We start from the raw sequence: 19,188 nt of genomic DNA, 5'->3' as shown, positions 1-19,188 counted from the left end.
GTGCTCCTAAGGTAAATCGTCGGATCTACCATCGATACGTTGTTAACTATCGTCCCGCTCGCGGATGTATTCCTCGAGCAGCTTCTTCTCTTCTCCAGAAAGCGAGCGGCTTTCCAGAAGATCGGCGCGTCGTTCAAAGGTCCTACCAAGGGACTGCTGTAAACGCCAACGCCGGATATGCGCGTGATTGCCACTCAGCAACACGTCGGGAACACGCTGATCCGCATACACCTCAGGTCGGGTGTAGTGCGGGCAATCCAGCAGACCATCCGTAAAGGAATCTTCCTCGGCGGAGTCCGCATGCCCTAAAGCTCCAGGCAGCAGTCGTGTAACCGCATCGATCAGGACCATCGCCGGCAGCTCGCCGCCAGACAGTACATAGTCGCCAATCGACCACTCTTCATCGACATGAGCGTCAATAAAACGCTCGTCAATGCCTTCATAGCGGCCGGCAATCAGGATTAATGCTTCCTCATTCGCCAACTCGCGTACCGCCGACTGAGTCAGTTGACGGCCTTGGGGCGACAGGTAAATCACCTTCGCCGCCTCCCCGGCTGCTGCCTTGGCCTGAACCAGAGCATCTTCCAGGGGCTTGATCTTCATCACCATGCCCGGACCACCGCCAAATGGGCGATCGTCCACAGTGTGATGTCGATCCGTTGTGTAGTCTCGCGGATTCCAACAGGTCAGCTGCAAGAGCCCCTGTTTCACCGCACGACTGGTGATGCCGTAGTCGCTGATGGCGGAAAACATCTCGGGAAACAAACTGATCACTTCGACGCGCAAGTTAGCCACGCTTAGAAGTCCGCGTCCCAATCCACCTTCATCTCGCCCGCTGCGAGGTCGACGGCCAACACGCATTGCTCCGTATAGGGCAACAGGCGTTCGCGATCATCCAGGCTGCCAGCGCAAGGCTTGACCACCATGACATCGTTCGAGCCAGTCTCCAGCAGGTGATCGATCTTCCCGAGCAATTGCCCGAGGTGGTCGATGACCTTCAGACCTTCCAGCTGGTACCAGTAGTACTCGCCGTCGGTCAGATCAGGAAACAGGTTACGCGGCACGCAGATTTCAAAACCGGCCAGAAGACGAGCTTCTTCGCGGTCATCGAGACCTTTGAGCTTTGTGACCAGAAACTTGCCGCCTTGTACGCGGCCGCTGACCAGCTCTACCTGCCGTACATCGCCTTCGCGCTTGAGCGTCCAGGTTTTGTAGTCCAACAGGTTTCCAATCGGATCAGTAAAGGAAAAGACCTTCACTTCGCCGCGAACGCCATGAATAGAATAAATCTTGCCGATAACGATCAAATCATCAGCGATTGCTGGCGTCGCGTTCATATCGCTCAGGCCGCAGCCTTAGAAGCGTCCTTCAGCAACTGAGCAACGCGCTCAGAAGGTTGTGCACCAACGCTCAGCCAGTAGGCTACGCGCTCTTGGTTCACGGACAGGCGGACTTCTTGACCACGAGCGATCGGGTTGAAGAAACCAACTTGTTCTTTGTGCGAACCGTCGCGTGGGTTGCGGCTGTCGGTCACGGTCAAGTGGTAGAACGGGCGCTTTTTGGAGCCGCCAAGGGCAAGACGGATTGTTAGCATGTGAACATAGTTCCTGTAGTCGGTGCTGCAAATCTAAATGCACAGCGGGCATAGGTGCCCGAAAGGCCGCATATTCTAAGGAATATCCGGACTTTTGCAAATGTCTTTTTCCGGCACCTGTCAGTGTGCCATCCAGATTTGCTATAGAGCCGTTGCGAACAACGGCGAGTCAGCTCCCGCCAATGCGGGCTTGCTGTGGGTCCCACGTCCGTGTGGGGCCGCGCCGACATGAATGCCGACGCGAATTTTTTACATCTTGGGCATGCCGCCGCCGGGCAACATACCGCCCATGCCGCGCATCATTTTGGCCATTCCGCCTTTGGCGGAGAACTTCTTCATCATCTTCTGCATCTGCTTGTGCTGCTTGATCAAGCGCCCGATGTCCTGCACCTGGGTGCCGGAACCCATGGCGATCCGACGCTTGCGCGAACCGCTGATCAGCTCAGGGTCGCGGCGCTCGGCCGGGGTCATGGAGTTGATGATGGCTTCCATCTGCTTGAATTGCTTCTCTGCCGCACCCTGGGCATTGCCCATTTGCGCCAGATTGACCCCGCCGATGTTCGGCAGTTTGTCCATGAGCCCGCCGAGGCCGCCCATGTTCTTCATCTGTTGCAGCTGATCGCGGAAGTCTTCGAGGTCGAAGCCTTTGCCCTTTTTCAGCTTCTTGGCCAGCTTGTCGGCCTTTTCCTTGTCGAGGGTCTGTTCGGCCTGCTCGATCAGGCTGAGTACGTCGCCCATGCCGAGGATGCGCGAAGCGATCCGCTCCGGGTGGAACGGTTCGAGGGCTTCGGTCTTCTCGCCCATACCGATGAACTTGATCGGCTTGCCAGTGATCGCACGTACCGACAGCGCGGCACCGCCACGGGCGTCACCGTCAACCTTGGTCAGGATCACACCGGTCAGCGGCAGCGCGTCGCCAAAGGCCTTGGCCGTGATGGCGGCGTCCTGGCCGGTCATGGCGTCGACCACGAACAGCGTTTCGACCGGTTTGATCGCGGCGTRCAGGGCCTTGATCTCGCCCATCATCTCTTCGTCGATGTGCAGGCGACCGGCAGTATCGACGATGACCACGTCGATGAATTTCAGTCTCGCTTCTTTAATGGCCGCTTCGGCGATGTCGACCGGCTTCTGGCTCAGGTCGGACGGGAAGAACGTCACACCGATGTCGTTGGCCAGGGTTTCCAGCTGCTTGATCGCGGCCGGGCGGTAAACGTCCGCCGACACCACCATGACCGACTTCTTCTTGCGCTCTTTGAGGAAGCGCGCCAGCTTGCCAGCGGTGGTGGTTTTACCGGCACCTTGCAAACCAGCCATCAAAATGACGGCAGGCGGCACGGCGCTCAGGTTCAAGTCTTCGTTGGCTGCGCCCATCAGGCTTTCGAGTTCGGCCTGGACAATCTTCACGAAGGCCTGGCCCGGCGTCAGGCTGCGCGACACCTCGGTGCCGACAGCACGCTCCTTCACCGAGTTGACGAAGTCTTTGACCACCGGCAAGGCGACGTCGGCTTCGAGCAACGCCATGCGCACTTCGCGCAGGGTGTCTTTGATATTGTCCTCGGTCAGCTTGGCCTTGCCAGTGACATGGCGCAGCGTCTGCGAGAGACGGTCGGTTAAGTTTTCAAACATGCGCGATCCTTTCAGGCCCTATGGAGACCGAGGTAATGGCGGCCCAGACCGTGAAAAACATGTGCTCGGCGAGCCTGCGGCGTGGGCAGGTCGCGGATTATAGCGAAGACTGCGTCTGGCGCACACCCGCCGTCTGGTTGAGTGGTCTTTCGTGTCATGTCGGTTGTATGCCAAACTCAGCCTCTTTCGGGCTTGCCTAACAGGATTTATGCTCCCTTTGTCACCCAGTTTGCTCAGCACCCTCGCCGCCGCTTGCTTGTACGCCGCTGCGACTCTCTATCAAGGCACTCGTCTGGCCCAAGGCGCCAAGGCGAACAAACGCCTGCTGGTCTCGCTCGGCATCCTTGCCGTGCTGGCCCACAGCGCGAGCCTCCTCACCCACCTGATGACGCCGACTGGCCTGGGCCTGGACTTTTTCAGTGCCGCCAGCCTGATCGCCGCAGCCGTCATCGCGCTGACGCTGCTGGCCTGCTCACGGATCCCGGTCGAAAACCTGCTGGTGTTGCTGTTCCCGCTGGGGATGACCACGGTGCTGCTGGCGCAGTTCGCACCCTCGGGCACCGTGCAGGTGATCGACGAAGAACCTGGGATTCTTGCGCATATCCTGCTGTCGATCCTCGCCTATGGCATGTTCACCATCGCGGTGTTCCAGGCTTTGCTGCTGTTGGTCCAGGACCACCAGCTCAAGTTCAGTGTGTTGCTGTGGGGCCGCAATCGTCTTGGCTGGCGCGGCCACAAGGCCATTCGCTGGACCCTCGCCGGTTTCTGCCTGCTGATGCTGGCCTATTTTGGCAGCAAGCTGGTCCGCGAATTCATCCTGCACATCTGACGGGTATTCGCTATGGATAACCTGCCCATAGGGCCGCTGCTCGCCGTGCTGGCCCTGCTGATCTTATGGTCAGGGCTGTTCACCGCCATCGAAGCCGCACAGCAGCATCTATTGACCCAGCGGACCGCCTCGCGCTCCGGCGACAAGCCGGTGGCAAAACTCAACTTCCCGCTCAACAGCCTGATCCTCTGCAATACCCTGTGCCGCGCACTGGTGGTGGTCATCAGCACGCTGCTGGCGATTTTCGGCTGGGCTGAAAAAGGTCCATGGCTCGCCTGCCTGAGTGCCACTGCTGCGCTACTGGTATTTGCCGAATACCTGCCACGCACCCTCGCCAGCCGTTATCCGGACGCCATTCTGGCGCTGGGCAACACCCTGCTCGGCGTGCCGCTGAAAATAATTTACCCGGCCGCCTGGCTGCTCGGCGGCATCAGCCAATTACTGCTCAAGCCGTTCGCACGCAAGGTCAAGGTCGTCCAGCAAAGCGAAGACGAGCCACCTGCCCTGCAGAACAACGACACCGACCACGAACACCCGACCTGCCGACCACACGCGCTGTCGGGCATTCATGCGCTGGATAACATCACCGTCAACGACATCCTGGTGCCGCGCAGCGAAGTCGACGGGATCAATCTGGACGACTCGATCGAGGAAATCATCGAACAGCTGCGCGCCAACAAACGCACGCGCCTGCCGGTGTTTCACAGCGATATCAACCAGGTCGAAGCGGTACTCAATACCCGACAGATCCGCCATTTGCTGCCCGACGCCAGTCTGACCAAAGACGCCTTGCTGGCGGCGTGCCACGAACCTTACTTCGTCCCGGAAAGCACCCCGCTGCAACTGCAATTGCTGAATTTTCACAAGCAGCAGCGCCGCCTGGGCATGGTGGTCGACGAATACGGTGAAGTAGAAGGCATCGTCACCCTGGAAGACATTCTCGAAGAAATCGTCGGCGAATTCGAAAGCCAGCACAGCCTCGACAACCCGCACATTCACCCGCAGGCCGACGGCCGGTTGGTGATCGAGGGTGCAGCCTCGATTCGCGAACTGAACAAGAGCCTCGGCTGGCACCTGCCGAGCGACGGCCCGAAAACCCTCAACGGGCTGGTCACCGAGGCACTGGAAACCATTCCAGACAGCGCGGTGTGCCTGAAAATCGGGCGTTATCGCCTGGAAATCCTCGAAACCGAAGACAACCGCGTCAGCCGGGTATTGATCTGGCACGTAGCCGCTGGCGAGGCCACAAGCCTGCGCTCGATGGCAAAACCGCTGTAGAACCCACATCCCTGGGTGTTTCAACCATAATAATTCGCTCCACAGGAGCACATGACTGTCAGGGATTACCGCATGACTACCAGCACCACTTACAGCGACGCTGTGCCTGCCCAACCGACGAACTCCACTACGCGAGTCGCAACGGCCAGTTTTATTGGCACCGCCATCGAGTTCTACGACTTCTACGTCTATGCCACCGCCGCCGCGCTGGTGATCGGCCCGGTGTTCTTTCCGCAGACCTCCGGCACCGCCCAGATGCTCTCGGCCTTCCTGACCTTCGGTATCGCGTTCCTGGCCCGCCCCTTGGGCTCGGCGCTGTTCGGCCACTTTGGCGATCGTATCGGGCGCAAATCCACCCTGGTCGCGTCCTTGCTGCTGATGGGCGTCTGCACCACGCTGATCGGCGTGCTGCCGGGTTACGAGAGCATTGGCGCCTGGGCACCGATCCTGCTTTGTGTGTTGCGCTTCGGCCAGGGCCTTGGACTGGGCGGTGAATGGGGCGGTGCAGCATTGCTCGCCACCGAAAACGCACCAAAGGGCAAACGCGCCTGGTTCGGCATGTTCCCGCAACTCGGCCCTTCTATCGGTTTTCTCGCGGCTAACGGATTGTTCCTGACCCTGGCGATGACCCTGAACGACGAGCAATTTCGCTCCTGGGGCTGGCGGATTCCGTTCCTGCTCAGCGCCGTGCTGGTGATGGTCGGCCTGTATGTGCGCCTGAAACTGCATGAAACGCCGGTCTTCGCCAACGCGATGGCACGTCAGGAACGGGTGAAGATCCCGCTGGTCGAGCTGTTCAGCCAATACTGGGCACCGATGCTGTTGGGTGCAGCGGCGATGGTCGTCTGCTACGCGCTGTTTTACATCTCGACGGTGTTTTCCCTGAGTTACGGTGTTTCGACCCTGGGTTACAGCCGCGAAACCTTCCTCGGCCTGCTGTGCTTCGCCGTGCTGTTCATGGCCGCAGCCACACCGCTGTCGGCGTGGGCCAGTGACCGTTTCGGGCGCAAACCGGTGCTGATCATCGGTGGCGTGCTGGCGATTCTCTCGGGCTTCACCATGGAACCGCTGCTGACCCACGGTACGACCTGGGGTGTGGCACTGTTCCTGTGCATCGAGCTGTTCTTGATGGGCGTGACGTTCGCCCCGATGGGCGCGTTGCTGCCAGAGCTGTTCCCCACCCGCGTGCGTTATACCGGCGCGTCGGCGGCCTACAACCTGGGCGGCATTGTTGGCGCTTCGGCGGCACCGTTCTTCGCGCAGAAGCTGGTGGCGATGGGTGGATTGAGTTGGGTTGGCGGGTATGTGTCAGTGGCAGCGGTGATCAGCCTGATCGCGGTGCTGTGCCTGAAAGAGACGCGGCATAACGACCTGAATCAGGTCTCTTAAAGCAAGAGCATCGCGAGCAGGCTCGCTCCCACATTAGATTTCGGGTCTACACACAATCTGTGCCCAACCGAAAATCCTGTGGGAGCGAGCCTGCTCGCGATAGACGCGCCTCGGTTTACAGCTCTACAACGACAGCTTGGGAAGCGCGGGTCGCTTTGGCCCGGGCGGCCTCGATCGACTCGTCACGAGCCAGGGCAACGCCCATCCGGCGCTGGCCGTTGACTTCCGGCTTGCCAAACAGGCGCAGTGCCGTATCCGGCTCGGCCAGGGCGGCACCCAGGTTGGCGAAAGCGGTCTGGGTCGACTGCCCTTCCACCAGAATCACTGCCGACGCCGACGGGCCGAACTGACGGATCAACGGGATCGGCAGGCCGAGAATCGCCCGTGCATGCAAGGCGAACTGCGACAGGTCCTGAGAAATCAGGGTCACCAGACCGGTGTCGTGCGGGCGCGGCGAGACTTCGCTGAACCACACCTGATCTCCCTTGATGAACAACTCAACACCAAACAGACCACGGCCACCCAGGGCTTCGGTCACGGCTTTGGCCACGCGCTCGGATTCCGCCAGCGCAATCGGGCTCATCGCTTGCGGCTGCCAGGACTCCTGATAGTCGCCCTTCTCCTGACGATGGCCGACCGGTGCACAGAATGTGGTGCCGCCGATGTGGCGAACGGTGAGCAAGGTGATTTCGTAGTCGAAGTCGATGAAGCCTTCGATGATCACCCGACCTTTACCGGCACGACCACCTTCCTGCGCGTAATCCCAGGCTTTCTGCACGTCATCGACGCTGCGCAGCAGGCTCTGGCCTTTGCCCGAGGAACTCATGACCGGCTTGACCACGCATGGGAAGCCCAGGTCGTCGACCGCCTTGCGGTAATCTTCGAAGGTATCGGCGAAGTGGTACGGCGAGGTCGGCAGGTCCAGCTCTTCAGCGGCCAGACGACGGATGCCTTCACGGTTCATGGTCAATTGCGCGGCGCGAGCGGTCGGGATCACGGTGAAGCCTTCGGCTTCCAGCTCGACCAGCGTGGCGGTGGCGATGGCTTCGATTTCCGGCACGATGAAGTGCGGTTTCTCGGCTTCGATCACGGCACGCAAGGCCRCGCCGTCGAGCATGTTGATCACGTGGCTGCGATGCGCCACCTGCATCGCCGGCGCGTTGGCGTAACGATCCACGGCAATCACTTCAACGCCCAGGCGTTGCAGCTCGATCACCACTTCCTTGCCCAACTCACCACAGCCACACATCAATACGCGGGTCGCAGTTGGCGACAATGGAGTTCCGATACGGGTCATCTCAGGTCCTCAAAGGAGCGGATCATCGAGGGATGCGGCGCCAGGCGCGCATCCCTTAGGGAGAAAGCGCGGCATTTTACATGAACCTGAGGGTTTGGCTCAGCTTGCCAGCGCGTTCTTGCGCAAACGCCAGGCCATGGCCAGCCAGACGATGGTCACACCGGCGAATTTCGAGCCCAGGGCGGTGAGGATCACACCCGGCGTCAGGGCATCGATCATGCCGAAGAAAATGAAGGTATCCAGCGGAATGCTCAGCGCCGAACTTATCCACAGACGGTCGTGCAACGGACGCTTGGTGATGCTGAACACCAGCCAGTCAATGCACTCCGAAACGGCGAAGGCAATGGCGCTGGCCAGGGCGATGGAGGGATCGGAGGTGAGGTAGGACAGAACCAGCGCCGCCAGCATCGCTGCCAGCGCGCCGTGACCGAAACGGGTTTGCACCATGTCGCGCAGCACAAATACCAGGCCACCCCAGGCCGACCAGATGATGTCCAGGTGCGGGGCAGTGGAAAAGGCGTAGTTGATCAGCACGACACTGCTGATGTAAGCGATCAGGAAGAACATGGCGCGCGGAGATACCTGTCAATTTTGTGCACAGGGTACGTTAGGGGATGGGGTTGGGCCAAGTGAGGTATTGCCCGTGATGGCCTCTTCGCGAGCAGGCTCGCTCCCACATTAATTCAGTGTCGATCACAACAATGCGGCAACATCGATCAAGTGTGGGAGCGAGCCTGCTCGCGATAAAGTGCGCAGCACTTTCAAAGTACAGCTCAATTGCCCGGTTTTGCCCCAATCATCCAAAGCAACCCACTCGATTTGGCCCGTTCATGACACAACCCCAGCACCTTGCGGCGTTCGTCGTTGTCCATGCGGCTCCAGCGGGTGATCTCCTCCACCGTGCGTTGGCAGCCGGTGCAGATATCGTCCTCATCCAGTGCGCAAATGTTCACGCACGGTGAGCGTACGGGTCTTTCGCTGTCGTTCATTGTTCCTGCTCGACCAGATCGCGGGCATAGCGCTGCGAGTTATGCACATAGTGGGCGGCGCTGGCTTCGAGCATTTTCTTCTGCGGCTCGGTCAGTTCACGTACTACCTTGCCCGGCGAGCCCATGACCAGCGAACCGTCAGGGATTTCCTTGCCTTCGCCGATCAGCGAGTTGGCGCCAATGATGCAGTTCTTGCCGATTTTCGCGCCGTTGAGGATCACCGCGTTGATGCCGATCAGGCTGTAATCGCCCACCGTGCAGCCGTGCAACATGGCGTTGTGGCCGATAGTCACACCAGTGCCGATAGTCAGCGGGTAGCCCATGTCGGTGTGCATCACCGTGCCATCCTGCACGTTGCTGTTCTTGCCGATCAGGATCAGCTCGTTGTCGCCGCGCAACACCGCGTTGAACCAGACGTTGGCGCCCTCTTCCAGCTTGACCTTGCCCACCAGCACGGCATTAGGTGCGACCCAGCTCTGCGGGTGGGTTTCGACGCGGGCGTCGCCCAGGCGGTATTTCATCTTATTGTCCTCAAGGCCAGGCAGGCTCACTTGCACAACGCAGGGTTCACGCCATACGCGCGATGGTTTCAAATATTGATAAAGCTTTTCGGGGGTTGATGCAGGCTGATCTGCGCGTCATAGAGCAGGTTGATCAGCTCGACGATCATGATCGCCGTCAGGCCCCAGATCTTGTATTCGCCGAAACGGTAGCTCGGCACATACCAGCTGCGGCCCTGGTAATCGATGCGGTGCGTGTGTTCACGCGGGTCCTTGCGGAAGAACTCCAGCGGTACGCTGAACACCGCGGCAATTTCGGCATCGTTGGCCCGGTACTCGACGAAGTCTGGAATCACCCCGACGTAAGGCGTGACCTTGATCCCATGCAGGGAGATCAACGGGCTCAACGGACCGATCACTTCCACCAGGCCGGGTGGCAGGCCGATTTCTTCTTCGGCTTCACGCAACGCGGTGAAAATAAGGTCCGGGTCTTCCGGATCGCGTCGCCCGCCAGGAAAGGCCACTTCACCGCCATGGGTCGAGAGCCCGCTGGCGCGCAGGGTCAGAACCAGCTCCGGTTCATCACTGCGGGTGATAGGCACCAGGACCGCGGCCTCCGGAAAACGCAGGTCGGTTTCCAGCGTGCGCGGCGTGTGGTTGCTTACCCGATGCAGTAGCTCATCCAGCATGAGTGCTCTCGATTTGTTAGCTACCTTGCATCATGCACCAAACACATCGACCGCCCAACCCCCTGAACCATGGCATGTCGCTAAACGACAACTTGCCGACAGATACCGCCGCACGCCAAGATAGGCGCAGCATTTTCGGAAGCCCAGCATGAAATTCTGCAGCCAGTGCGGTAACCCGGTCACCCAACGCATTCCCGAAGGCGACTCGCGCCTGCGGTACGTCTGCGACCAGTGCCAGACCATCCATTATCAGAACCCGAATATCGTCGCTGGTTGCCTGCCAACCTGGGGCACTCAGGTGCTGTTATGCCGGCGCGCCATCGAACCGCGCCGCGGTTACTGGACCTTGCCGGCCGGCTTCATGGAAAACGGTGAAACCATCGAACAGGCGGCCATTCGCGAAACCGCCGAAGAAGCGTGTGCACGGGTGCGCAACCTGAACATCTATACACTGATCGATGTGCCGCACATCAGCCAGGTGCACGTTTTCTTTCGCGCAGAGCTGGTGGACCTGGACTTTGCCGCGGGCGAAGAAAGCCTGGAGGTGAGGCTTTTCGAAGAAGCTGACATCCCGTGGTCGGAGCTGGCTTTCCGCACGGTCGGCCGTACCCTAGAATGCTTCTATGCAGACCGTCGGATAGAACATTTTCCTGTGCGTTCCGAGTCCATTCCTCCGCTTGCTCAGCCTGCGATCACTTAAACTATAAAAGTACGCCGTACTCTCAGGGATATCGTTTTAATGCGCTGGTTGCTTGCCGCTTTCTGCCTGTCGTTTGTCATGGTTTCCCACGCTGCCACCACGGAGACCCTGGACGGCAAAATCATCGAAAAAGTGTTGGTGCTCAAATCTGCCCATCAGTTGCAGCTGATCAATGATGGCAAGCCACTGCGGACCTATCGCATCTCGCTGGGCAAAAACCCCAAGGGCCCAAAACTGATGGAGGGTGATCGGCGCACGCCAGAAGGTTTGTATTGGCTGGACTGGCGCAAGGTCAGCGATCGCTTCAACCTGGCCATGCACATTTCCTACCCGAACATCAGCGACTCCGTTCGTTCGCGCCGCGAAGGTGTGCAGCCCGGTGGCATGATCATGATCCATGGCACCCCGGACACTGAAGAAAACCCTGAAGAGCTGTTCCRCACCCTGGACTGGACCGACGGCTGCATCGGCAYGCGCAACGTCGACATGCGCGAAGTCTGGGGGCTGGTCAAAGACGGCACGATGATCGAAATCCGCCCCTGATTTGAGCTGCGGCGTGGGGACCAAAACCTGTGGGAGCGAGCCTGCTCCGGGCGGCGTTCCGACGATAGCGGTATTACATCCAACATCTATGTTGACTGTTACGCCGCTATCGCGAGCAGGCTCGCTCCCACAGGGGTAATGCTCCAGAGTCATCAAAAAAAATAAAAATATTCCTCCCGAACCACGCCTCCACCTGCAATACCACTTCCCTCCTGAAGCACCGGCGCAGACAGTGATCTGATCCACTACCACCGCCACCTCCAATACCACTTGAAGCCCAATACCGCCGTGCCCTCCAGCGCAGCGCTTATTCGCTCGCCCCTAGTGGACCACTGGCGTTGACATGGTATTTAAGTGGTATTAGTTTTGCGCCATGACCGGGGCAACAACACTCCACTATCCCCATCGGACCTGCACCCATGAATCACATCCTGGCCCTGCGCCCTGACGACACCCAGCCAACGCCGTTGTACCTGCAACTGGCGCGCAACCTGGAAGCGGCGATTCATGCCGGCCAGTGGAAAGCCGAACAGGCATTGCCGTCGGAACGCAACCTCAGCGAAATGCTGAACATCTCCCGCGTGACCGCCCGCAAGGCGCTGGAAGTGCTGTTCGAGCAAGGCCTGATCCGGCGCAGCCAAGGCTCCGGCACCTTCATCACTCCACGCCTCGAACAACCGCTGTCCCGGCTGTCCGGTTTCAGCGAAATGCTCCGCCTCAAAGGTTTCGTGCCAAGTTCGCAATGGCTGGAGCGGGAAATCACCCAGCCGACCCACGAAGAACTGATCCGCCTCGCGCTCTCGCCCTACGACAAAGTCGCGCGCCTCAAGCGTTTGCGTAAAGCCGACGACACCGTGATGGCCATCGAGATGAGCACCCTGCCCGCCTCGATCATCGCCCAGCCGCAAGCGGTCGGTGATTCGCTTTACGAATACCTCGACGGCATCGGCAAACCGGTGGTGCGCGCCCTGCAACACATTCAGGCGATCAACGCCTCGGACGAATTCGCCGCGCTGGTCGGCATCGCCCCCGGCACCGCCATGCTGCTGATGACCCGGGTCGGTTACCTCGAAGACAACACCCCGATCGAAGTCACCGACACCTATTGCCGCAATGACTACTACGACTTTGTCGCAGAACTGCGTCGCTAAGCCCTGCGCCACGACGCCGGAGAATTACTGATGTCCGAAGACAACATCCTCACCGCCCAAGGCTGGATCCGCGGTCGCTTGATCCATGAACACGGCAAGATCGTGCGCATCGAAGGTCAGCCGTGCGATCCGGCAGACAACGACCTGCCTTACCTGCTGCCGGGTTTCATCGACCTGCACGTTCACGGCGGTGGCGGCAAGGACATCATGGAAGGCACGCCGGCCTTCGACACCATCACCAAAACCCACGTGCGTTTCGGCACCACCTCGCTTCTGGCCACCACCATGACCGCGCCGCCGGAAGAAATTTCCCGGGTACTGGCCGAGGTCGGCGAGTTCTGCGAACAGCGCCCGAAAGGCTGCGCCCGGGTACTCGGCGTGCACCTTGAAGGCCCGTATATCAACCCTGGAAAACTCGGTGCACAACCGAACTTTGCCCACACCGCGCTGATGGCCGAAGTCGAAGCCTACCTGGCGCTGGCGCCGATCCGGGTGATCACCATTGCCCCGGAAATCGCCGGTCACGACAAACTGATTCGCGCCCTCAGTGACCGTGGCATTCGCATGCAGATCGGCCACACCCTGGGCAGCTACGAAGAAGGTGTCGCAGCGCTGGAGGCCGGCGCCAGCAGTTTCACCCACCTTTATAACGCCATGAGCCCGCTGCATCACCGCGAACCGGGAATCGTCGGCGCGGCACTGGCCCACGCCAAGTACGCGGAACTGATTCCCGACCTGCTGCACGTGCATCCCGGCGCCATCCGCGTGGCCCTGCGCTCGATCCCATGCCTGTATTGCGTCACCGATTCCACCGCCGCCGCCGGCATGCCGGACGGCGAATACAAGCTCGGCAGCCACACCGTGACCAAATGCCTGGGCGGCGTGCGCCTGCCCGACGGCACGCTGGCCGGCAGCACCCTGACCATGGATCAGGCGCTGCGCAACCTGGTGAAGATCGGCCTGCCACTGGCCGAGGCCTCGCAACGGCTGTCGCAATTCCCCGCCGATTATCTCGGCATCCATGAGCGCGGCCGCCTGCAACCCGGCGCCTGGGCTGACTGCGTGCGTCTGGATCGCTCACTCACACTGACCGCCGTAATGGTCGAAGGAGAAGACATTGACTTCAAAAATGCTTGAAGAGGCGCTGTCCTCGTACAAGGCGGTCGACGCTCAGTTGCAGCAACTGGATCCGCAGATGATCGAGATCGCCGGGCGCCTGAACCGTCAGCCGCCGCAAGTGGCGATGACGGTTGCACGCGGCAGTTCCGATCACGCCGCCAACTACTTCGCCTACCTGACCATGCAGCACGTGGGTATTCCGGTGGCATCGTTGCCGATGTCGGTGGTGACCATGCAGCAAGCGCCGCTGAAGGTCAGCGGTCAGGCGGTATTCGCGTTCTCGCAGTCCGGGCAAAGTCCGGATCTGGTCAACAGCCTGCGTCTGCTGCGCAAACGGGGCGCCCTGAGCATTGCGATGGTCAATGCCGAGAACTCGCCACTGGAGGCCGCCTGTGAATTCAGCCTGCCGCTGTGCGCCGGTACCGAAAGCAGCGTCGCCGCGACCAAAAGTTTCATCGCCACCCTCAGCGCCAGCGCGCGGCTGATCGCCCACTGGAAGCAGGACGCCGAATTGCTGCAAGCCGGCCTCGCGCTGCCAGAAGGATTGCGCGACGCCGCCACGCAGGACTGGAGCCTGGCGGTCGACGTACTGCGTGACTGCCAACGCTTGATGGTGATCGGCCGTGGTGCCGGGTTCGCGATTGCTCAGGAAGCGGCACTGAAACTCAAGGAAACCTCGGCGATCCAGGCCGAAGCCTTCAGCAGCGCCGAAGTCAAACACGGCCCCATGGCACTCATCGACGACAACTACCCCCTGCTGGTGTTCGCCCCGCGCGGCGCCGAACAGGCTGGCTTGCTGAGCCTCGCCGCCGAGATGCGTCAACGTGGTGCCCGCGTATTGCTGGCCGCCCCGGATGACGTCAGCGAACGCGACCTGACGCTGAGCCGCGCCGAGCACCCGGCGCTGGACCCGATTCTCGCCATCCAGAGTTTCTACGTCATGGCGGCCGGCCTCGCGGTCGCCCGTGGCATGGACCCGGACCAGCCGCGTCACTTGAGCAAAGTGACCCGCACCCACTAACACGCCCGAATCGAGTACCGCGCCATGCATAACAACAATAAAGACCTGACCCTCAGCGCCCCGCTCAGCGGCCCGGTGCTCACGCTTGTCAAGGTTCCGGACCCGGTGTTCGCTAGTGGCGCCATGGGTGACGGGATCGCCATCGACCCGCTGAACAACACCCTTCACGCTCCGTGTGCCGGTGTGGTGGTGCATGTTGCCCGCACCGGCCATGCCGTAACCCTGCGCGCCGACAACGGCGCCGAACTGCTGCTGCACCTGGGCCTGGACACGGTCGAGTTGCAGGGCGAAGGGTTCTCGATGCTGGTCAAGGAAGGCACCCGCGTCAGCAATGGCCAGGCGCTGCTGCGCTTTGATCTGGACCAGGTCGCGCAAGGCTGCACAAGCCTGATCAGTCTGTTGATCCTGACCAACAGCGAAGACTTTCAGGTGCTGCCGATCACCCTCAAATCGGTCAAGGTCGGCGAGCCGTTGTTGCACATCGTGCCAAGAACCACCCACAGCGCACAGGCCGAGGCGGACAGCTCAGGTGCCGAGGTTCACGGGCACATTCGCATCATCCATCGCGGCGGCCTGCATGCACGGCCAGCAGCGCTGATCCGCCAGACCGCGCACCTGTTCAACAGTAAATCGCAGCTGCATTTCGCCGGTAAATCGGCGTCGTGCGACAGCCTGATCGGGCTGATGGGCCTGGGGATTGGCGAGCAGGACGAGGTTCAAGTCAGTTGCAAGGGCGCGGACGCCAAGGCGGCGCTGCAAGCCTTGTTGAACGCCTTGTCCACGGCGGTCAACGACGACAGCCACGCGACCGCACCGACACCGATTGCCCAGCGTACCCGTACCGCCGAAGCCGGCGTGCTCAATGGTGTCTGTGCCGCGCCGGGCCTGGTCGGCGGCCCGCTGTTCCAACTGGCGGCCATCCCTCTGCCGGAAGACACCGGCAAGCATAACGCCGAAGAACAACTGCAAGCCCTCGACCGTGCGCTGGAACGGGTTCGCAGCGAAATCCGCGAAACCCTGTCCCACGCCAAAAAGCACAAACACACCGAGGAGGAACAGATTTTCGCCGCCCACCTGGCGCTGCTCGAAGACCCGGCGCTGCTTGAAGCGGCCATCCAGTCGATCGATCAGGGCAGCGCCGCCACTCACGCCTGGAGCCAGTCAATCGAGGTGCAATGTGAGGTGTTGCAACAGCTCGGCAACCCGCTGCTGGCCGAACGTGCCAATGATCTGCGCGACCTCAGGCAACGGGTGCTGCGCGCCCTGCTCGGTCAGGATTGGCACTACGACGTACCGGCCGGCGCTATCGTCGCCGCGCATGAACTGACCCCTTCCGATTTGCTGCAACTGAGCCAGCAAGGCGTCGCCGGGCTGTGCATGGCCGAAGGTGGCGCGACCTCCCATGTGGCAATTCTTGCCCGTGGCAAAGGCCTGCCGTGCCTGGTTGCCCTCAGCGCCTCACTGCTCCATCAACCGCAAGGCCAGTCGGTGGTGCTGGACGCCGACGGCGGACGCCTGGAGCTGACGCCGGACAGCCAACGCCTGGAGCAAGTCGCCCAGGCCCAGCGTGAACATCTGCAACGCCGCGAACGCCAACAAGCGCAAGCCCACAACCCGGCACACACCCGCGATGGCCTGCGGATCGAAGTCGYGGCCAACGTGGCCTCCAGCAATGAGGCGGCTGATGCGTTGAAAGGCGGCGCCGATGGCGTTGGCCTGCTGCGCACCGAGTTTCTGTTCGTCGATCGGCAGACCGCGCCGGATGAACAGGAACAGCGTCAGGCCTATCAAGCGGTGCTGGATGCCATGGGCGACAAGTCAGTGATCATCCGCACCATCGACGTCGGCGGCGACAAACAACTCGACTACCTGCCGCTGCCGGCCGAAGCCAACCCGGTGCTCGGCCTGCGCGGCATCCGCATGGCCCAGGTACGCCCGGAACTGCTCGACCAGCAATTACGTGCGCTGCTGCAAGTCAGCCCGTTGCAGCGCTGCCGGATTTTGCTGCCGATGGTCACCGAGGTCGACGAATTGCTGTACATCCGCCAACGCCTCGATGCCTTGTGCGCCGAGCTTGCGCTCACGCAGCGTCCTGAACTGGGGGTGATGATCGAAGTCCCGGCCGCAGCGCTTCTCGCCGAGCAATTGGCGGAACACGCGGACTTCCTGTCCATTGGCACCAACGACCTGTCCCAATACACCCTGGCCATGGACCGCGACCACGCCGGTCTCGCTGCACGGGTCGATGCCCTGCACCCGGCGCTGCTGCGGCTGATCGCCCAGACCTGCATCGGTGCCGCCAAGCATCAGCGTTGGGTCGGCGTTTGCGGTGCACTGGCCTCCGATCCACTGGCGACCCCGGTGCTGATTGGCCTGGGTATCCGCGAGCTGTCCGTCAGCCCGCCGCAAGTCGGTGAAATCAAGGAACGCGTCCGCCAACTGGACGCCGCCGACTGCCAGCGCTTCAGCGCCACCCTGCTCAACCTGAGCAGCGCCACGGCGGTGCGTCACGCCTGTCATCAACATTGGCCTCTGAGCTGAAAACAACAGCGACCAGGGTCTGTACGAAAACTCGCCGAGTGGCGATCAGGCAAGGCAAAAACAGGCGAGGAAGCGGAGTTTACGGGTTGTAAATGAGCATTCCGAGCCTGTTTTTAACGCAGCATGATCGACACGCAGGCAGTTTTCGTACAGAGCCTAGAAMAACAAGAACACAGGGAGATACGCCATGTACCAACTCTTCATCGAAGGCTTGCAGCGCCTCGGACGGGCACTGATGCTGCCCATCSCGATCCTGCCGATTGCCGGCCTGTTGCTGCGTCTGGGCGACACCGACTTGCTGAACATTGCGATCATCCACGACGCCGGGCAAGTGATCTTCGCCAACCTGGCGCTGATCTTCGCCATCGGCATCGCCGTCGGGTTCGCCCGGGACAATAACGGCACCGCCGGGCTGGCCGGTGCGATTGGTTACCTGGTGATGGTCTCCACACTGAAAGTGCTGGATGCGAGCATCAACATGGGCATGCTCGCCGGGATCATCAGCGGCTTGATGGCCGGCGCGCTGTACAACCGCTTCAAGGACATCAAGCTACCGGAATACCTGGCGTTCTTCGGCGGCCGACGCTTCGTGCCGATTGCCACCGGGTTCAGCGCCGTTGGCCTGGGCGTGATCTTCGGTTTGATCTGGCCACCGATCCAGCACGGCATCAACAGCTTCGGCCAACTGCTGCTGGAAAGCGGCAGCATCGGTGCCTTCGTCTTCGGCGTGTTCAACCGCTTGCTGATCGTCACCGGCCTGCACCACATCCTCAACAACATGGCGTGGTTCATCTTCGGCAGCTTCACCGACCCGACCACCGGCGCCATCGTCACCGGCGACCTGGCACGCTATTTTGCCGGCGACCCGAAGGGCGGCCAGTTCATGACCGGGATGTTCCCGATGATGATCTTCGGCCTGCCCGCCGCCTGCCTGGCGATGTACCGCAACGCCCTGCCGGAACGCCGCAAAGTCATGGGCGGGATCTTCCTGTCGATGGCCCTGACCTCGTTCCTGACGGGCGTCACCGAACCGATCGAATTCGCCTTCATGTTCCTCGCACCGCTGCTGTATTTACTGCACGCGCTGCTGACTGGCATGGCGATGGCCATCACCAATGCGTTGAACATTCACTTGGGCTTCACCTTCTCTGGCGGCGCCATCGACATGGCGCTGGGCTGGGGCAAGTCCACCAACGGCTGGCTGGTGTTCCCGGTAGGCCTGGCGTACGCGGTGATCTACTACGTGGTGTTCGACTTCTGCATCCGCCGCTTCAACCTGAAAACCCCGGGGCGTGAAGGTGTCGTCGTCGGTGAGAAGGTGGTGCTGAGCGAAAATCAACGCGCCGGGGCCTATATTCAAGCCTTGGGCGGTGCTGACAACCTGATCACCGTCGGCGCTTGCACCACGCGATTGCGCCTGGAAATGGTCGACCGCAACAAAGCCTCGGACAGCGAATTGAAAGCCCTCGGCGCCATGGCCGTGGTTCGCCCCGGCAAGGGCGGCAGCTTGCAGGTAGTAGTCGGACCGCTGGCCGACAGCATTGCCGATGAAATTCGCCAGGCCATGCCGACGGCGGGTGCTGCGGTGGTAGCGGCTGCTGTGGTGGTCGAAGAAACTCCAAAAGCAGGACCTGTGGAGACACCAGAAGCGCAGAAATGGCTGAACGCCCTGGGTGGCAGCGACAACGTGCTGCAACTCGATTGCGTGGCCATGACCCGGATTCGCCTGCAACTGGCGGACGGGAAAGCACTGTCGGAGTGTCAGCTCAGGGACTTGGGTTGCCAGGGTGTGAGTGCACTGGACGGTGGCGTGTGGCATCTGTTGATTGGTGACAAGGCGTTGAGTTTGAGTGAGGCGCTGGAGGGGTTGGTGAATCGTAGTGAGGTGAGTGCGAAGGTTTAGCACTTTAAAAGATCGCAGT

Annotated in this window: 19 protein-coding genes; 10 read left to right on the top strand and 9 right to left on the bottom strand. The window is 61.0% G+C overall.

Features of this window, described 5'->3' with window-relative positions; genetic code table 11:
* Positions 1-42 precede the first annotated feature (42 nt).
* The 4 genes from trmD to ffh all read right to left on the bottom strand — a co-directional run bounded on the left by trmD (position 43) and on the right by ffh (position 3,220).
* On the bottom strand, positions 43-795 hold the full coding sequence (gene trmD / locus AC1DH9_RS01960) for a tRNA (guanosine(37)-N1)-methyltransferase TrmD (RefSeq protein ID WP_019692017.1): 753 nt from the start codon (positions 793-795) through the stop codon (positions 43-45).
* A gap of 2 nt (positions 796-797) precedes the next feature.
* Positions 798-1,337, bottom strand: a complete 540-nt coding sequence (gene rimM / locus AC1DH9_RS01955; protein ID WP_054593851.1) for a ribosome maturation factor RimM — start codon at positions 1,335-1,337, stop codon at positions 798-800.
* Positions 1,338-1,342: 5 nt separating this feature from the next.
* The gene (rpsP, locus tag AC1DH9_RS01950; RefSeq protein ID WP_003209587.1) at positions 1,343-1,594 is read right to left on the bottom strand and encodes a 30S ribosomal protein S16; all 252 of its coding nucleotides are present in this window, start codon (positions 1,592-1,594) and stop codon (positions 1,343-1,345) included.
* Between the two features lie 249 nt (positions 1,595-1,843).
* A complete protein-coding gene (gene ffh, locus AC1DH9_RS01945) occupies positions 1,844-3,220 on the bottom strand; it encodes a signal recognition particle protein (RefSeq protein WP_477807722.1) in 1,377 nt (458 codons plus the stop codon).
* A 208-nt stretch (positions 3,221-3,428) separates the two neighbouring features.
* Between ffh and AC1DH9_RS01940 the strand changes: the two genes are divergently transcribed.
* From AC1DH9_RS01940 to AC1DH9_RS01930, 3 genes are all read left to right on the top strand, one after another.
* On the top strand, positions 3,429-4,049 hold the full coding sequence (locus AC1DH9_RS01940; RefSeq protein ID WP_477807721.1) for a cytochrome C assembly family protein: 621 nt from the start codon (positions 3,429-3,431) through the stop codon (positions 4,047-4,049).
* A 12-nt stretch (positions 4,050-4,061) separates the two neighbouring features.
* Positions 4,062-5,327, top strand: coding sequence for a transporter associated domain-containing protein (locus AC1DH9_RS01935; protein ID WP_427545939.1), 1,266 nt, complete (start codon positions 4,062-4,064; stop codon positions 5,325-5,327).
* Between the two features lie 72 nt (positions 5,328-5,399).
* On the top strand, positions 5,400-6,716 hold the full coding sequence (locus tag AC1DH9_RS01930) for an MFS transporter (RefSeq protein ID WP_427545937.1): 1,317 nt from the start codon (positions 5,400-5,402) through the stop codon (positions 6,714-6,716).
* A gap of 115 nt (positions 6,717-6,831) precedes the next feature.
* On the opposite strand, the gene purT is transcribed toward AC1DH9_RS01930, so the two are convergent.
* The 5 genes from purT to AC1DH9_RS01905 form a co-directional block, all read right to left on the bottom strand.
* Positions 6,832-8,013 (bottom strand): formate-dependent phosphoribosylglycinamide formyltransferase, encoded by a 1,182-nt coding sequence (gene purT / locus AC1DH9_RS01925; RefSeq protein ID WP_477807720.1) that lies wholly within the window; start codon positions 8,011-8,013, stop codon positions 6,832-6,834.
* A gap of 99 nt (positions 8,014-8,112) precedes the next feature.
* On the bottom strand, positions 8,113-8,580 hold the full coding sequence (locus AC1DH9_RS01920; RefSeq protein WP_427545935.1) for a preQ0 transporter: 468 nt from the start codon (positions 8,578-8,580) through the stop codon (positions 8,113-8,115).
* Positions 8,581-8,786: 206 nt separating this feature from the next.
* Positions 8,787-9,002: a DUF1289 domain-containing protein gene (locus AC1DH9_RS01915; RefSeq protein WP_427545933.1), complete on the bottom strand. Its 216-nt coding sequence runs from the start codon at positions 9,000-9,002 to the stop codon at positions 8,787-8,789.
* On the bottom strand, positions 8,999-9,523 hold the full coding sequence (locus AC1DH9_RS01910; protein WP_007936184.1) for a gamma carbonic anhydrase family protein: 525 nt from the start codon (positions 9,521-9,523) through the stop codon (positions 8,999-9,001). The genes AC1DH9_RS01915 and AC1DH9_RS01910 overlap by 4 nt, the downstream gene beginning before the upstream one ends.
* Before the next feature lie 68 nt (positions 9,524-9,591).
* Positions 9,592-10,191, bottom strand: a complete 600-nt coding sequence (locus AC1DH9_RS01905; RefSeq protein ID WP_103319612.1) for a CoA pyrophosphatase — start codon at positions 10,189-10,191, stop codon at positions 9,592-9,594.
* A 148-nt stretch (positions 10,192-10,339) separates the two neighbouring features.
* Between AC1DH9_RS01905 and AC1DH9_RS01900 the strand changes: the two genes are divergently transcribed.
* The 7 genes from AC1DH9_RS01900 to nagE all read left to right on the top strand — a co-directional run bounded on the left by AC1DH9_RS01900 (position 10,340) and on the right by nagE (position 19,169).
* Positions 10,340-10,891 (top strand): NUDIX hydrolase, encoded by a 552-nt coding sequence (locus tag AC1DH9_RS01900; RefSeq protein WP_427534186.1) that lies wholly within the window; start codon positions 10,340-10,342, stop codon positions 10,889-10,891.
* A 39-nt stretch (positions 10,892-10,930) separates the two neighbouring features.
* Positions 10,931-11,434 (top strand): L,D-transpeptidase family protein, encoded by a 504-nt coding sequence (locus AC1DH9_RS01895; RefSeq protein ID WP_477807719.1) that lies wholly within the window; start codon positions 10,931-10,933, stop codon positions 11,432-11,434.
* A 419-nt stretch (positions 11,435-11,853) separates the two neighbouring features.
* Positions 11,854-12,585, top strand: a complete 732-nt coding sequence (locus AC1DH9_RS01890) for a GntR family transcriptional regulator (protein WP_071551701.1) — start codon at positions 11,854-11,856, stop codon at positions 12,583-12,585.
* A 30-nt stretch (positions 12,586-12,615) separates the two neighbouring features.
* Positions 12,616-13,722, top strand: coding sequence for an N-acetylglucosamine-6-phosphate deacetylase (nagA, locus tag AC1DH9_RS01885; protein ID WP_427545931.1), 1,107 nt, complete (start codon positions 12,616-12,618; stop codon positions 13,720-13,722).
* Positions 13,715-14,725, top strand: a complete 1,011-nt coding sequence (locus AC1DH9_RS01880; protein ID WP_427545946.1) for an SIS domain-containing protein — start codon at positions 13,715-13,717, stop codon at positions 14,723-14,725. Before nagA ends, AC1DH9_RS01880 begins: the two co-directional genes overlap by 8 nt.
* Positions 14,726-14,749: 24 nt before the next feature.
* Positions 14,750-17,266: a phosphoenolpyruvate--protein phosphotransferase gene (gene ptsP, locus AC1DH9_RS01875; protein WP_477807718.1), complete on the top strand. Its 2,517-nt coding sequence runs from the start codon at positions 14,750-14,752 to the stop codon at positions 17,264-17,266.
* Between the two features lie 187 nt (positions 17,267-17,453).
* Entirely contained in the window at positions 17,454-19,169 is a 1,716-nt protein-coding gene (nagE, locus tag AC1DH9_RS01870; RefSeq protein ID WP_477807717.1) for an N-acetylglucosamine-specific PTS transporter subunit IIBC, read from the top strand.
* Positions 19,170-19,188: the final 19 nt, after the last annotated feature.

The sequence above is a fragment of the Pseudomonas sp. 05T35 genome, from assembly GCF_056396605.1.
The sequence above is the reverse complement of the archived record's forward strand: the minus strand, read 5'-3'. Positions and strand labels throughout refer to the sequence as shown.